Raw genomic sequence first — 14,930 nt, 5'->3', positions numbered from 1 at the left:
CTTCGCAACGAGGCGAGGAAGTGGATGCGACAGACAGCGCGGGAGTTCTACGACCGCTCCGAACAGGCCGACTTCACCGCCGTCGTCGACGACCACGGACCGCACGGCGCACGTGAACTCCTGCGGCGGGCAACCGAGTTGACCGAGGCGATGAACCCGGACGGCACGCCCGGCGGCACGGTGCTCCTCCAGGCCGACAACTCCTGGCGCACCCTCGCGGCGACCCTCGCCGTCGGCTTGAGCGGGGGCGTCCTGGCCCTGGTGAACCGGCACACGACCCGCGCCGAGTTCGCCGGCGCGGTGGCCGACATCCGCCCCGACGTCCTGATCGCCGAACCGTCCGCGGTCGAGGAGTGGGGAGGCGTCGCGGCCCTGCCGGACGCGGTGACCGCCGAGGCCCTCGACGGGTGGACGGTCCGCGCCGGACCCGGCCCGCGCGATGTCTCCCGCTGGTCCGTCGGCTCGCTGATCGGCCTCACCTCCGGCTCCACCGGCCGGCCCAAGGGCGTCGTCCAGTCCGAGAGCGCCCTGCGGTACGCGTGCCGCTGCACCATCGGCGTCAACGGCCTGCGCGACGGCGACGCGGTCGCCGCCGTGGTCCCGCTCTCCTCGACCGCCGCCTACTGCTTCGGCGTCGGCCTCGCGCTCCTGCTCGGCGGACCGCTCGTGCTGTCCGGCCGCTGGGACCGCGAGGAGGCGCTCGCGCGGATGGCCGCCCACGACGTCCGCTGGACCATGTGCGTGCCCACCATGGCCCTCCAGATGGGGTCCGCCGCGGCCGGTTCCAAGGTCCTGGACGGGGTCCGTTCGATCACCGTCGGCGGCGGCCCCATGGACCGCGGGGCCCTCGCCCGCGCCGAACGCTCCCTGGGGACGCGGATCCTGCGTGTCTTCGGTATGTCGGAATGTCTCGGGCACACCTCGCCCCGGCCCGACGACCCCGAGGAGATCCGCCTCGGCCGCGACGGACGGCCCTTCCCCGGCACCGACCTCAGGGCCGTCGCCCCGGACGGCACCCAGCTCGGGCCCGGTGTGACGGGCCGGGCGCAGGTCCGCGGCCCGTCCCTCTTCCTCGGCTACGCCCGGGACGGCAAGGTCGAACCGCCGGCCCTCACCCCGGACGGCTACTTCCCCACCGGCGACCTGCTGGTCACCAGTGAGGACGGCACGATCACCGTCATGGGCCGGGAGAAGGACGTCATCATCCGCGGCGGACGCAACCTCGACATCACCGAGATCGAACGAGCCGTCGCCACCCACCCGGCGGTGGCCCGCGCCTGCGTGACCCCCGTACCGGACCCGCTCCTCGGCGAACGCGCCGCCGTGCTCGTCGTCGTGGAGGACGGCCACGCCGAACTCGGCCTCGGCGAGATCACCGAACACCTCGCCCACACCGGGCTGTCCAAAGCCAAGTGGCCCGAATTCGCCTTCACCGTCGGCGAGTTGCCCCAGACCACCGTCGGCAAGCTCGACCGGTCGGGAGCCCGCAGAATCGCCCGCGACCTGCACGCGGGGCTCGCCGCGCATCCTGAACCGCATCGTCAGGGAGATGAATGACCACGCCCACGACCCGAACTCCCCGCCTCGATCGCGGCCGTTGGGCGCAGCCGGGGCCCGAGACCGTGCGGCCCGGGGTCCACCGCATCCCCCTCCCGCTGCCGGAGGACGGACTGCGGGCCGTCAATGTCTACGTGCTGGAGGGGCTGACGGAGGGCCTGGTCCTGATCGACGGGGGCTGGTCGATCCCCGAGTCCCGCAAGGCACTCGAGGACGCCCTGGCCGAGCTCGGCCACGATCTCGGCGAGATCGACCACGTCCTGGTCACCCACATCCACCGCGACCACTACACCCAGGCCGTCGAACTGCGCAGACTGCTCGGCTCCCGCGTCCATCTCGGCGCGGGGGAGCGGCGCGGCCTGGAACTGCTGGGGGAACTGCGGACGGACCGGCCGGTCGGCTCGCTGGAGACACTGCGCCGGGCCGGGGCCCACGAACTCGCCGAGCGGGTCGACGCGATGTACGACGGCGACTTCGACGCGAGCGTCTGGGAGGCGCCGGACCGCTGGCTGGACGCGGAGGAACTCCGGTTCGGGGAAGCGCGGTTGACGGTGATCCCGACGCCGGGCCACACCCAGGGCCATGTCGTCTACCTCGACCGGGCCCGGGGGCTGATGTTCTCGGGGGACCACGTCCTGCCGCACATCACCCCGTCCATCGGCTTCGAACTCGGCGGACCCGCACTGCCGTTGGGCGACTACCTCGACTCCCTGCACCTCATGACCACGCTCGCGGACGCCCGGCTGCTGCCCGCGCACGGCCCGGTGGGCGACAGCGTCCATGCCCGGGTCGGTGAGCTGCTGGCCCACCACGACGACCGCCTCGCCGAGGCGCTGACCGTCCTCGGCGACCGCGCCCGCACCGCGTACGAGGTGGCGGGGGACCTCGGCTGGACCCGGCGCAAGGTGCCCTTCACGGACCTCGGTGTCTTCGACCGGATGCTCGCCGTCAACGAGACGGCGGCGCACCTGGACGTGCTGGCGGACCGCGGGCACGCCCTGCGTGCACAGTCCGACGGGGTCAACCGGTACACGGCGACGCTCGGTTAGAGCCAGCCGCTCACCGCGCCGTCCAGCCCCCGTCGACGTACAGCTCGGACCCGGTCATGAAGCTTGAGTCGTCGGAGGCGAGGAAGGCCACACAGGCCGCCACCTCCTCGGGCGTGCCCAGCCGGCCGAGCGGCGTCCCCTCCACCATCGCGGTCAACCGGGGCGTGTCCCGCCACAGTTCACGCGACCGGGGCGTCTCGATGAAACCGGGATGAAGTGAGTTCACCCGCACCCCGCGCTCAGCCCAGTGCAGCGCGGCGTTCTTCGTCATCAGACGTACGGCGCCCTTGGCCGCGTGGTACGAGAACTGGGCGCCGAAGCCGCCGACCGTGCCGAAGATCGACGCGACGTTGACGATCGAACCGCCACCGGAGCGTTCGATGGACGGGCCGCCGTGCTTCATGCCGAGCCAGACACCGGTCTGGGTCACACCGAGGACCCGCTCCCAGGAGTCCATGGTCTCGCTCTCGACCGTGTGCATCGTGGCGATCCCGGCGTTGTTGACCAGCACGTTCAGCTCGCCCAGCGCTGCGGTCGCCGCGCCGACCACCTCGCGCCACGCCGACTCGTCCGCGACATCCAGGGCCATCCCGAGGGCGCCGCCCCCGACCTCCCCGGCGAGCTTCTCGCAGCGGTCGGCGTCGAGGTCGGTCACCATGACCGCCGCGCCCTCCGCCGCGAGCCTGCGCACCACGGCGTCGCCGATGCCTCCCGTGGCACCGGTCACCAGTGCCGTCTTCCCGGCCAGTCTGGGCTGCATCGGATCTCCTCATGTCGTGATGGGGCGTCAAATGCCTTGTGGCGGGCCTCAGTCCCGCGCGCCGAGCCATGCGAGGGCGCCGCCGTCGATCACGTACGACGAGCCCGTGATGAAGGCGGCGTCGTCGGAGGCCAGGAAGCACGCCAGCCTGGCGACCTCCTCCGGGCGGCCGAGGCGCTCCACCAACTGGGGTGCGGTCAACTCGCGTTCCATGGCGTCACGGTCCTTCGCCGCGGCGAAGTGGTCCTGGGCGAGCGGGGTGTCGATGACACCGGGACAGAAGCAGTTGCAGCGCACCGGGGCGAGGTCGACCGCGGTGACCTTGGTCAGATGGATGACACCGGCCTTGGTGACGCCGTAGGCGGGGGCGTTGGGGAAACCGGTGAGGCCGGAGACGGAGGCGGTGTTGACGATGGCGGGACCGCGTCGTGAGCGGCGCAGATACGGCGCGGCCAACTTGGTCGCCAGCCACACCGCCTTGAGGTTGACCTCGTAGACCGCGTCCCAGACCTCCTCGGGGAGCGCGTCGACGCCACGGTCGGGTGCGGTGGTGAACGCGGTCTCGATCACGCCGGCGTTGTTGACCAGGACGTCGAGTCCACCGAAGCGCTCCGCCGTACGCGTCACCATGCGCGCGATGTCGTCCCGCACCCGCAGATCGCAGACGATCACCTCCGCCTCCGCCCCGGCGGCGCGCACCAGGTCGGCGGTCTCGGCGGCGGTCTCCGCGGTCCGGTCGGCGACGGCCACCGCGGACGCGCCCTGCCGGGCCATCTCCACGGCGATCGCCCGCCCGATGCCCTGCCCGGCACCGGTGACCAGGCCGATCTTGCCGCTCAGAACGCCTGACATGAGTTCGCTCCCGCGTGCATCCTGGAATATGAATTGAATTCGCTTCAATCGACTTGAGTCTAGGTTCGCGAGGGTGCGGGCGACAAGGCTCGGGCGTGACCCACCTCGGCCGCCGTGGCCAATGCGGCGTCCGGACATGGCCTGCGCGTCGGTCACCCCGGGCGCGGTGAACCCCAAGTCGCCGCCGGGCAGGGCTCGGTGGCCCTGGCGGACGTGCTCGGCGCGGGCTCCGGGCCCCTCTCGGCGACGAGGTCGATAGGATCCCGGGGACCGGCGGAGGCGACGGGATGTCGATGCGTCTGCGTCCAGGCGAGACCGAGGCAGTCGGCTGGCGGGTGGTGTCCCTGTTGGACGCCGTCCGGCACCTGCGCGATGCGTCAGCCGATGTCTCCGGACGTCCGCGGGTGATCGCGATCGACGGTCGGGGCGGCGCCGGCAAGACAACCCTGGCCGAGCGGCTGCGCAGGGCGGTGCCCGGCTCCGCCGTCGTGCACACCGACGACGTCGCCTGGAACCACGCCTGCTTCGACTGGGGCGCCGTGCTCGTCGAGAACATCCTGCGACCCCTGCACCGGGGTGAGTCGGTGGACTTCCGCCCTGAAGCCTGGATCACCCACGACCGGCCCGGATCGATCACCGTCCCCGCCGGCGCCGACGTCGTGTGGGTCGAGGGCACGGGCGTCATCCGCGAGGAACTCGCCCCTTGGACGGACGCCTCGGTGTGGATGCAGGGTGATCTCGAAGAGCAGCAGCGCCTGACGACTGCCCGGGACGGCGACTCCCCGGAACAGGTGGAGCACGTGGCGAACTGGCTTCTGGAGGAACTGCCGTTCATGGCACGGGAACGGCCGTGGGCCCGAGCCACCATGATCGTCGCCGGCCCTCCGCAGATCGACCATGACCCGGACGCCGAGCTGGTCGTCGCCCCGCCGACCGGTCCTGGGGTGTCGGGACGTGTCGACGGCGGTCCGTCACGACCGTACTCATGAGGCGTCCGGCACGGCCCTGCTGCGGCAGGAGTGGTCAGCAGCGAGTCGTCGAGCCGGTACCGAGCAGTCCGTTGATCACGAGCGTCGCCAGTGTTTCCGCCGTGGCCGCGACCTGCTCAGGCGAGGTGGCCTCGGGTCGCCCCAGACGTCGGGCCAGCGGTACCTGCACCATTCCCGAGACGGGAGGGACGATGGCGAAGAACAGCACGTGCATCGGGATCGGTGCCATGCGTCCGGCGGCCACGAGCCGATCGATGATGGTCCCGATGGTCTGCAGGACCGGGGCCAGGTAGTTCTCGTACAGGTAGTTCAGCCGCTCGCTCTCCGCCGCGGTCTCGTTGAGGAAGAGCCGTGCGATCAGCGGCTCGTCCGCCGCGGCCCGGTAGAAGCCGATGATGATCTGTCGTAGCCGCTCGGCATCGTCGAGCGAGGGATCCACCTGCGGCATGCCGGCCAGATGCGGTCCCACCGCGGCGTCCACCACCGCACGCCAGAACGCCGCCTTGGACCCGTACCTGTCGTTGATGAAGTTGTGGCTGACGCCCAGGCGGCGGGCGAGCTCGCGCGCGGAGGCATGGGTGTAGCCCAGCTCCGCGAAGGCCTCGAGCCCGCGCGCCAGGATGCTCTCCTCCGCGGGCACCACGGGAGTGCCCGTACTACCAGGGCGCCCCGGCCTTCGTGCGGATGCGGCTCGCGGTTCCACCACTGCCTCCCTTGCTGCTTGTCCGGCCCTGCGACGCAGGCTGCCTCCCGATCGGTCGGGAGCCACGATCACTTTACTTGACACCTGTCAGAACAGAACTAATCTGACAGGTGTCAGAGGCTGTCCTCCCGTACCCCTTCTCGCGGTTCGTTCGGCATGACATACGCCTGTCCCGGCACCCCGGGTGCGCCGAACTTCCCGTCCTTTTGTTCACGTCTTCTGGAGATCCGTCATGCCCGAACAGTCCGCCGGCGCGTCCGGCGCGGCCACCCTGTCCACGCTCCCGCCCTCCGACGCGCCACCGCTTCACCGCTGGTGGATCCTCGCCGTCGTCGGCATCGCCCAGCTCATGGTCGTCCTGGACGCGACCATCGTGAACATCGCGCTGCCCTCCGCGCAGCAGGACCTGGGCTTCTCGGACGGTGACCGGCAGTGGGTCGTCACCGCCTACGCGCTCGCCTTCGGCAGCCTGCTCTTGCTCGGCGGCCGGATCGCCGACCTGTTCGGCCGCAAGCTGACCTTCCTCGTCGGTCTGGTCGGCTTCGCCGGCATGTCCGCCCTCGGCGGCGCCGCCGCCAACTTCGAGATGCTGATCGTCGCGCGGGCCGGGCAGGGCCTGTTCGGCGCGCTCCTCGCCCCGGCCGCGCTGTCCCTGCTGACCGTGACCTTCACCGACGCCAAGGAACGCGCCAAGGCCTTCGGCGTGTACGGCGCCATCGCCGGCGCCGGCGGAGCCATCGGCCTGCTCCTTGGCGGCGTGCTGACCGAGTACCTGACCTGGCGGTGGACCCTCTACGTCAACCTCGCCTTCGCCGCCCTCGCCTTCGTCGGCGGTGCGATCCTGCTCCGGCGCACCAGCCGCGACAAGACCGCCAAGATCGACATCCCGGGCGCCCTGCTCGTCGGCAGCGGCCTGTTCTGCCTGGTCTACGGCTTCTCCAACGCCGAGAGCCACGACTGGAGCTCCCCGCGGACCTGGGGCTTCCTGGTCGCCGGAGCCGTCCTGCTGACCGCGTTCACCTGGTGGCAGACCAAGGCCGCGCACCCGCTGCTGCCCCTGCGCATCCTGCTGGACCGCAACCGCGGCGCCTCCTTCATCTCCATCCTGATCATCGGCGCCGGCATGTTCGGGGTCTTCCTCTTCCTCACCTACTACCTGCAACAGACCCTCGGCTACACGCCGGTCAAGACCGGCCTCGCCTTCCTGCCCATGGTCGCCGGACTGATGGTCGCCGCGACCGCCGCCACCACCGTCCTCGTTCCCCGCTTCGGCCCCAAGCCGGTCGTGCCGGTGGGCATGGGCGTGGCCGCCGCCGGCATGGTCTGGCTCACGGGTCTGGACCTCGACAGCTCCTACGCCACCCACATCATGCTTCCGCTGATCGTGGCCGGCTTCGGCTTCGGCCTGGTCATGGCCCCCGCCATGAGTCTGGCCGTCGACCGTGTACGCGCCGAGGACTCGGGCGTCGCCTCCGCCTCCGTCAACGCCATGCAGCAGGTCGGCGGTTCCCTCGGCACCGCCCTCCTCAACACCCTCTTCGCCAGCGCCGTCAGCGACTACCTCGACGGCAGGAACCCCAAGGACCCCGTGGTCCTCGCGCAGGCAGGACTGGAGGGCTACTCCACCGCCTATTGGTGGTCGGCCGCCTTCTTCGCCGCCGGTCTCGTCATCAGCGCGATCCTCTATCGGCGGGGCGCACCGGCCACCGACCCGGACGCGGCGCCGGTGGTGCACATGTGAGGTCGCGGGCGCGGCCCGCTTCGGCAGGGCCGCCTCCCGACGCACAGGACTCGCGTCAGCGCGGTGAGTCGGGCAGCGCGACGAGCAACTGCTTGTCCGTGACCACGGCCAGCGACAGGGTGCGATAGCCGACCGACTCGAACAGGATGGTGATCCTCCCGTCGCCCTCGCTCATGACCTCACCCCGGCCCCACTGGTCATGGCGCACGCGGACACCCGGCAGGTAGGCGTGCTCGTCCACCGCGGGGCGCGCACCGGCTCGGGACCGCCGGAGTCGCCGTACGGCATTCCTGGACCGCCCGCGCCGCTGACCGCTCGCGGGCTCGGCCACCGGGCCCGCGCAGTTGTCGCAGCCCCCGCACGGAACGGGGACGCAGTCGCCGAAGTAGCCGAGGAGGAACTGCCGCCGGCAGTCGGTCGTCTCGGCGAACCCGCGCATCATGTCGACGCGGGACTGTTCGAGCTTGCGGTGCGTGGCGTGCACGGCGAGGGCGTTGTGCACAGCGGTGTCGACGTCGACGTCCGCGCGGGCGCCGTCGGCGCCGACCGTGCCGGTGAAGCGGCTGCCGTCCCGTCCGGTGCGGACGGCGCCGGCCTCTTCCAGCAGGTTCAGTACGGCGGACAGCGCCGTCGCGCTCAGTCCGCAGTCGGCCCGGAGCCGGGTCGCGGCCACGGCGCCCGCCTCGGCGCGCAGGCGCTCGGGGACGCGGCGCAGCGCGTCGGCGTCGGGAGCGCCGGCGGCGAAGAAGCGTTGCAGGCCCAGATCCTGCGACCGGTAGGCGAGGATCGCCCTGGCCGGTGCCCCGTCGCGGCCGGCCCGGCCGATCTCCTGGTAGTAGGCGTCGAGCGAGCCGGGGACGGACGCGTGCAGCACGAACCGTACGTCCGCCTTGTCGATGCCCATCCCGAACGCCGAGGTCGCCACGACCACGTCGAGGTCACCGGAGCTGAACCGGTCCTGGGTCCGGCCGCGTTCGGCGGCGGAGAGGCCCGCGTGGTAGCTCGCCGCGGACAGCCCCAGGCCGCTCAACTGCTCGGCGTAGCAGTCCGCCGCCTTCCGCGTCCCGGCGTACAGGATTCCCGGCTTCTCCTCGACGGCCGCCCGCTCCACGACGAACCGCTCCTTGGCGGCGGCGTCCTGAAAGGCCGTCACATCCAGGTGGATGTTGGGGCGGTCGAAGCCGGCCACTATCTCCACCGGGTCGTTCATGCCGAGACGTTCCGCGATGTCCCGCCGCACCGGGGCCGCCGCGTTCGCGGTCAGGGCGAGCACCGGCGGATTGCCGAGCCGTTGGCGTGCGTGGCGCAGCCGCAGGTAGTCCGGCCGGAAGTCGTGCCCCCAGGACGACACGCAGTGTGCCTCGTCCACCACCAGGAGTCGGGGCCTGACGGCAGCGAGCCGGTCCGTGACGTCCGTCTTGGCGAGCTGCTCGGGAGCGAGGAAGACCACGTCGACCGAGGAGGCGCTGATACGGGCCCATGCCGTGTCGTTGTCGCTGCGGCGCTGCGCGGAGTTGATGGCGGCGGTGCGCAGCGCGCCGGATCCGAGCAGGCTCTGCATCTGGTCCCGCTGAAGCGCGATCAGTGGCGATACGACCACGACGGGACCGCCGAGCAGGACCGCGGGCACCTGGTACACGGCGGACTTGCCCGCGCCGGTCGGCATGACGGCGAGCACGTCACGCCCCTTCATCACGGCCTTCATCGCACTCAGTTGGGCCGGACGCAGCTGCTGCCAGCCGAAGACCCGACGGGCGGCACCGCGCAGACGACGGGACGTGAGTGCGAACATCGTTCTCCTTGAGAGGTGGGCGACCAACCGCCGGGTGTCTGGCGGCTACCCCGGTTCGCCGGAATATCGCCTCACGCGATCAGGTCGCACACATCAAGATCCCCACGGCGCGCTCGCCTCTGCAGGCGCGCGCAGGCCCGCCGCTCCCGGGGGAGTGAAGCGGCGGGCTCCCTTCGCGGGGAGACAGACCGTACGCCCCAACCTCGCGAACCGAAAGATGTCGGCCTCAATCGGGCAGACGATCGCGTCCGCATTCGCATCCGTATCCGCACGCGCGGCGAACGCGCCACCGCCGGCCTCAGGGGTTGTCGGTCGGTTGTCTGTCGGCGTTCCAGCTGGCCAGGAGGCGGATCGCGTCGGCTTCGGGGGTGCCGGGCCGTGGGGTGTAGACACTGAGGATCTGGCTGGAGGCGGCGTCGATGCGAAGCGTCTCGTAGGGCAGCGTGACCTCGCCGATGAGCGGGTGCCGGAAGGTCTTCGCGCCGGCTCGGGCGGTGCGTACGTCGTTGGTCGCCCAGCGCGTACGGAATTCCGTGCTGCGGGTGGCGAGTTCGCCGATCAGCGCGGTCAGGTCGGGGTCGTCCGGGTGGCGGCCGGCCTCGATGCGCAGGATCGCCACGGTGTCGGCGGTGATCAGGTCCCACTCGGGGAACAGGTCCCGGGCCCTGGGCTCGTCGAGGAACAGGAAGCGGGCGCTGTTCGTCCGTCCGGGCAGGTCGAACACGGGCGCCAGGAGTGCGCGCCCCAGCGCGTTGGCGGCGAGGATGTCGAACCGGCCGTTGAAGACCACCGCGGGCAGGTGGTCCATGGAGTCCAGCAGCACGCGGATGCCTGGGGTGACCAGGTCTTTCGCCGCGCTGCGGCGTCGCTTGCGGGCCTCGGGGGTGAGGGCGGCGAGCAGCCGGCCTAGGTGAGCGCGTTCGTCGTCGTCCAGCCGCAGGACGCCGGCGACCGCGTCGACGACTCCCGCGGAGGGCCCGGTCGCCTGGCCGCGTTCGAGCAGTACGTAGTACTCCGGGCTGACCCCGGCGAGCAACGCGACCTCCTCCCTGCGCAGGCCCTTGACCCGACGGCGGGTGCCCTGCGGAGGAAGACCGGCGTCGGCCGGGGTGACCCGGGCGCGGCGGGTGGTGAGGAACTCGCGGACCGCCGCCCGTGCGGCCTCCTTCTCGTCCATGGGATCAAGGGTAGGCCTGGCCCGGGTGCCGGAAGGGGTCCCTGCGAGTACCCCTTTTCGCAGTGCCTGTCGGGGTGCGGCGAACAGATGTTGGCTGGATGCCGGCGAGGTCGAGATCCACATCGACACCGACACCGACACCGACACCGACACCGACACCGAAGTCGAGATCGAGATCGACATCTCGGCACTTCGACCTTCCTTCCTTCCTTCCCGCGCGCTTCGACGCCCTCGACGAGAAACGAGTCCTCTGATGCAGCACGCCATGCTGGGGAGCCTGCGGGTTTCCCGGATCGGCCTGGGCGCCATGTCCATGGCCGGCACCCTTCTCTCCGGCGGCGGCCTGGACGACGCCGAATCCGTCCGCGCCGTGCATCGCGCGCTCGACCTCGGCGTCACCCACATCGACACCGCCGAGAGCTACGGTCCGTACCACAGCGAGGAGGTCGTCGGTCAGGCGTTGGAGGGGCGGCGCGACCAGGTCGTCCTCGCCACGAAGTTCGGCATCCTGTCCCATGCCGGGGACGGAACCGACCTGTTCGACAGCAGTCCGGCCAACATCCGTACCGCCGTCGAGGGTTCCCTCACGCGCCTGCGCACCGACCGGATCGACCTCCACTACCAGCACCGGGTCGACCAGAAGACGCCCATCGAGGACACCATCGGCACAGTCGCCGAGCTGGTCGCCGAGGGCAAGGTCCTGCACATCGGCCTGTCCGAGGCCTCGCCGGAGACGATTCGCCGCGCCCACGCCGTGTACCCGATCGCCGCGTTGCAGACCGAGTACTCGCTGTGGACCCGCGACGTAGAGACCGAACTGCTGCCCCTGCTACGCGATTTGGGCATCGGCCTCGTCCCCTACGCGCCGCTCGGCCACGGGTTCCTGACCGGCGAGATCCGCACGCCGGAGGAGATCCCCGAGGGCGACTGGCGCAAGACGAACCCGCGCTTCATCGGCGAGGCCTTCCGCCAGAACCTGCAACTCGTCGAGGAAGTACGGAATATCGCGGCCGAGGTCGGTGCCACCCCGGCCCAGATCGCGCTCGCCTGGCTGGTGGCCCAGGGCGGCGACATCGCTCCGATCCCCGGCAGCCGGCGCGTCGCCCGCGTCGAGGAGAACACCGCCGCTGACGAAGTCGTCCTGACCGTCGGGCAGTTGAAGCGGCTCGACACCCTCACTCCGGCCACCGGCGCCCGGCACGACGACTTCAACGAATCCACGATCGACCGCTGAACCAGTTTCACCGACCCAACTTCACCGACCCAACTTCACCGACCCAACTTCACTGCCCCGGAGGAGAAGCACCATGTCCGAAGCCACATCACAGACCGAGCAGAGCCGTGCGGTCGTCGAGGCCATGTTCGACGCAGGGAAGAAGGGAGACGTCGAGCGCGTCGTCTCCTGTCTGTCGGACGACGTCCAGATCATCGAGCCGCTGTTTCTGCCCTTCGGGAAGACGTACCACGGCAAGGACGGATTCTTCGCCCTCGCCGAGATCCTGCCGAAGTACCTCGACCTCTCCGCGATCACGGTGCACTACACCATCGCCGACGGCGACCGGGTCGCGGCCTGTGTCGGCATCCCGGACGTCGCGACCGGAGAACTGACCCTCTTCATCGAACAGTTCACCGTCAAGGACGGCAAGATCGTCGAGAACCGGCTGTTCTACCACGACCCCGCAAGCCTGGTCGCCAAGCCCAAGCCCAAGGCCGAGTAGCGCGTGAGGCAGCCGCTCACGCCTGGCCCGCCCGGGGCACCGGCGTGAGCGGCTGCAACACTGTCAGTTGACCTCGTTGAGCTTCCCGGTCGCGATGTCGAAGACGAAGCCCCGGATGCGGTCCTTGTGCACGACGAAGGGGTCGGCCTTGATGCGCGCGATCGACTGGCGGACGTCCGTGTCGAGATCGCCGAAGGCCTCCGCCGCCCAGGACGGACGGATACCGGTGTCCTCCTCGACCGTGGCCTTGAAGCCGTCGTCGGTGAAGGTGAGCATCCCGCAGTCGGTGTGGTGGATGAGGATGATCTCCTCGGTGCCCAGCAGACGTTGGCTGATCGCGAGCGAACGGATCTCGTCCTGGGTGACCACGCCGCCCGCGTTGCGGATGACGTGCGCCTCGCCGTCGTTCAGGCCGAGGATCGCGTACACGTTCAGCCGGGCGTCCATGCAGGCCAGCACGGCGAGCTGCTTCGAAGGGGGCAGGGGGAGCGGGCCGGAGAAGGTCTCGGCGTAACGGGCGTTGTTGGCCAGCAGTTCATCGGTCACGGACATGGTGGACCTCTGTTCTCGAGTGTTCTGAAGGGTGCTGCGCGGGCGGCGGGAACGGCGCGCGGCAACAGAACACGTCGAAGACGTAGACACGACGCGAGGGCTAGAAGCCCGTCAGCGTGGTGGCGAAGGTCGGCACGCGACCAGTGAACCTTCCGCCACCGAGAGCTGGCAAGGAAACGTGTGTTCGGGGGCAGGCCGGAGGCGGGTCGGCGGCGGGGGCGATCGTTTCACCTTCGTGAACATCGGGCCCGTGATGGCGCGGCCGGAGGTTCCGCGGATCAGGATCGACAGCATGACAGTCATCACCGACGCGGCGGCCGGCCTGCGGATCACCCCGCTCGGACCCAGCTTCGGCGCCGAGGTGCACGGAGTCGACCTCGGCCGCCTCGGAGACGAGCAGGTCGCGGCGGTCCGGGCCGCGCTCGTGGCGTACAAGGTGCTGTTCCTGCCCGGCCAGGACATCGACGACCACGCGCAGATCGACTTCGGCCGGCGGCTGGGCGAGGTCACCGCGGGCCACCCGGTGCACGACTCCGGTGACGTGCCCGACGAGGTGTACTCCCTGGACAGCCAGGACAACGGGTTCGCGGACGTGTGGCACACCGACGTGACGTTCATGCGGCGTCCGCCCGCGATCTCCGTCCTGCGGGCCGTGGTGCTGCCGCCGCACGGCGGTGACACGTCGTGGGCAGACAGCCAACTCGCCTACGAGTCGCTGTCGCCGGGGATTCGCGCGCTGATCGATCCGCTCACCGCCGTGCACGACGGCAGCCGCGAGTTCGGGTACTACCTGGCGCGCGAGCGAGAGGGGCGCGGCAACGTCTGGGAGGGCGAGGTGGTCACGCAGCTCGTCCCCGTGGAGCATCCGGTGGTCCGCGTGCACCCCGAGAGCGGGCGCAAGGGCCTGTTCGTCAACCCGGGCTTCACCTCGCACATCGTCGGTGTCTCGGAGCACGAGAGCCGCGGGATCCTCGACATCCTCTACGCCCACCTGATCAAGCCGGAACACACGGTCCGCCATCGCTGGCAGCCGGGCGACGTCGCCCTGTGGGACAACCGCGCCACCTCGCACTACGCCAACCGCGACTACGGCGATCAGCGCCGCGTCATGCACCGGATCACCCTGCGCGGAGACGTACCTGTCGGACCGGGGGGCGGCCGGCCGGCGCCATCTCCGTGACGGCGGGGAACACGGCATAGAGCCGAGCCGTCGCTCGATGCGGTCAACTCGCCGGCGGGGACGGCGAGTTCACCTCTCGCCGACCCCCGGCGCCACCGGCTCCGTCCGGAGTCCGTCGACCGTCGCCGCGACCTGCTGCTGGAAGGATTCCGGCAGGGCGGCTCCCGTGACGGCGCCGACCAGGACGTCGGCGACGTGGTGGAGTTTGGTGTTCGTGTTCTGGGAAAGCGTGACCAGGACCTTCCAGGCGTCCTCGGCGTTGAGGCCGAACGACGCCATCAGCACACCTCGGGCGAGGTCGATCACGGGCCGGGTCTGCATGGCGCGTCGGAGCTGGACGAGTTCGATGCGCAGGTCCTGGTCTGCTTCGCCGAGTGCGATCCCCGCCGACTCGGCGGACGCTCCCGACGCCGTACGAACCTCCTCATCGCCCTCGTCATCCTCATTCAGGACGGCGAAGAGAGAGCGCGTGCCCGTGATCGAGAGAAGTCGGTGCACGATTGCGCCGGCGACCTGGATCGTGACGGTCCGGCCCTCTTCGAGAGCGCGCCGGCGGATGCTCAGGAGTGTGTTGAGGCCGGAGCAGTCGCAGAACTCGACGCCGCTCAGGTCGAGGTCGATGCCCCGGACGGACCGGCCGAGGGCTTCCCGCAGAGCGTCCTGGAAGGCCTGCTCGGTATGGATGTCGAGCACCCCGGACACGACCACGAGTGTCCAGTCGCCCGCGGGGTGCGTCTCGATCCCCACGCTTGAAGATGCACGTTCAGGCATGGCAGCCGCTCCAGAGAGGTCCGCGCGTGTTCACCACACCAAGACTTGCTCCGACATCAGGGATACGTCAAGAGATACAGGAAATCTGG

14 protein-coding genes are annotated in these 14,930 nt (G+C 70.5%); 7 read left to right on the top strand and 7 right to left on the bottom strand.

Features of this window, described 5'->3' with window-relative positions:
- Window positions 1-24: 24 nt before the first annotated feature.
- Window positions 25-1,557 (top strand): class I adenylate-forming enzyme family protein, encoded by a 1,533-nt coding sequence (locus ACIP6U_RS35265; protein ID WP_401726393.1) that lies wholly within the window; start codon window positions 25-27, stop codon window positions 1,555-1,557.
- Window positions 1,554-2,606: an MBL fold metallo-hydrolase gene (locus ACIP6U_RS35260; RefSeq protein WP_401726391.1), complete on the top strand. Its 1,053-nt coding sequence runs from the start codon at window positions 1,554-1,556 to the stop codon at window positions 2,604-2,606. The genes ACIP6U_RS35265 and ACIP6U_RS35260 overlap by 4 nt, the downstream gene beginning before the upstream one ends.
- A gap of 10 nt (window positions 2,607-2,616) precedes the next feature.
- Here ACIP6U_RS35260 and ACIP6U_RS35255 read toward each other — a convergent pair whose 3' ends face one another.
- Window positions 2,617-3,366 (bottom strand): SDR family NAD(P)-dependent oxidoreductase, encoded by a 750-nt coding sequence (locus ACIP6U_RS35255; RefSeq protein ID WP_401726389.1) that lies wholly within the window; start codon window positions 3,364-3,366, stop codon window positions 2,617-2,619.
- Window positions 3,367-3,414: 48 nt separating this feature from the next.
- Window positions 3,415-4,218, bottom strand: coding sequence for an SDR family NAD(P)-dependent oxidoreductase (locus tag ACIP6U_RS35250; RefSeq protein WP_401726387.1), 804 nt, complete (start codon window positions 4,216-4,218; stop codon window positions 3,415-3,417).
- A 293-nt stretch (window positions 4,219-4,511) separates the two neighbouring features.
- On the opposite strand from ACIP6U_RS35250, the gene ACIP6U_RS35245 reads away from it, so the two are divergent.
- Entirely contained in the window at window positions 4,512-5,207 is a 696-nt protein-coding gene (locus ACIP6U_RS35245) for a uridine kinase (protein ID WP_401726385.1), read from the top strand.
- A 34-nt stretch (window positions 5,208-5,241) separates the two neighbouring features.
- Here the strand turns inward: ACIP6U_RS35245 and ACIP6U_RS35240 are convergent, their stop codons facing one another.
- Window positions 5,242-5,850 carry a TetR/AcrR family transcriptional regulator gene (locus ACIP6U_RS35240; RefSeq protein ID WP_401726383.1) on the bottom strand — a complete coding sequence of 203 codons (609 nt, stop codon included), beginning with the start codon at window positions 5,848-5,850 and terminating at the stop codon, window positions 5,242-5,244.
- Between the two features lie 292 nt (window positions 5,851-6,142).
- Here ACIP6U_RS35240 and ACIP6U_RS35235 point away from each other — a divergent pair, with 292 nt between their 5' ends.
- The gene (locus ACIP6U_RS35235; protein ID WP_401726381.1) at window positions 6,143-7,651 is read left to right on the top strand and encodes an MFS transporter; all 1,509 of its coding nucleotides are present in this window, start codon (window positions 6,143-6,145) and stop codon (window positions 7,649-7,651) included.
- Between the two features lie 55 nt (window positions 7,652-7,706).
- Here the strand turns inward: ACIP6U_RS35235 and ACIP6U_RS35230 are convergent, their stop codons facing one another.
- Both ACIP6U_RS35230 and ACIP6U_RS35225 read right to left on the bottom strand, forming a co-directional pair.
- Complete coding sequence (locus ACIP6U_RS35230; RefSeq protein ID WP_401726379.1) at window positions 7,707-9,443, bottom strand: RecQ family ATP-dependent DNA helicase; 1,737 nt, start codon at window positions 9,441-9,443, stop codon at window positions 7,707-7,709.
- A 298-nt stretch (window positions 9,444-9,741) separates the two neighbouring features.
- On the bottom strand, window positions 9,742-10,620 hold the full coding sequence (locus tag ACIP6U_RS35225) for a helix-turn-helix domain-containing protein (RefSeq protein WP_401726377.1): 879 nt from the start codon (window positions 10,618-10,620) through the stop codon (window positions 9,742-9,744).
- Between the two features lie 253 nt (window positions 10,621-10,873).
- On the opposite strand from ACIP6U_RS35225, the gene ACIP6U_RS35220 reads away from it, so the two are divergent.
- A complete protein-coding gene (locus tag ACIP6U_RS35220; protein WP_401726375.1) occupies window positions 10,874-11,854 on the top strand; it encodes an aldo/keto reductase in 981 nt (326 codons plus the stop codon).
- Window positions 11,855-11,927: 73 nt separating this feature from the next.
- The gene (locus ACIP6U_RS35215) at window positions 11,928-12,338 is read left to right on the top strand and encodes a nuclear transport factor 2 family protein (protein WP_401726373.1); all 411 of its coding nucleotides are present in this window, start codon (window positions 11,928-11,930) and stop codon (window positions 12,336-12,338) included.
- 63 nt (window positions 12,339-12,401) lie between these two features.
- Here ACIP6U_RS35215 and ACIP6U_RS35210 read toward each other — a convergent pair whose 3' ends face one another.
- Window positions 12,402-12,890 (bottom strand): beta-class carbonic anhydrase, encoded by a 489-nt coding sequence (locus tag ACIP6U_RS35210; RefSeq protein ID WP_401726371.1) that lies wholly within the window; start codon window positions 12,888-12,890, stop codon window positions 12,402-12,404.
- Window positions 12,891-13,182: 292 nt separating this feature from the next.
- Here ACIP6U_RS35210 and ACIP6U_RS35205 point away from each other — a divergent pair, with 292 nt between their 5' ends.
- Window positions 13,183-14,070, top strand: coding sequence for a TauD/TfdA dioxygenase family protein (locus ACIP6U_RS35205; RefSeq protein WP_401726369.1), 888 nt, complete (start codon window positions 13,183-13,185; stop codon window positions 14,068-14,070).
- Window positions 14,071-14,139: 69 nt separating this feature from the next.
- Here ACIP6U_RS35205 and ACIP6U_RS35200 read toward each other — a convergent pair whose 3' ends face one another.
- A complete protein-coding gene (locus ACIP6U_RS35200) occupies window positions 14,140-14,841 on the bottom strand; it encodes an anti-sigma factor antagonist (RefSeq protein ID WP_401726367.1) in 702 nt (233 codons plus the stop codon).
- Window positions 14,842-14,930: the final 89 nt, after the last annotated feature.

Source organism: Streptomyces sp. NPDC088794 (assembly GCF_044750545.1).
Classification (GTDB): domain Bacteria; phylum Actinomycetota; class Actinomycetes; order Streptomycetales; family Streptomycetaceae; genus Streptomyces.
Note: the sequence above shows the minus strand (reverse complement) of the source record. Positions and strands in the feature narration are given on the sequence as shown.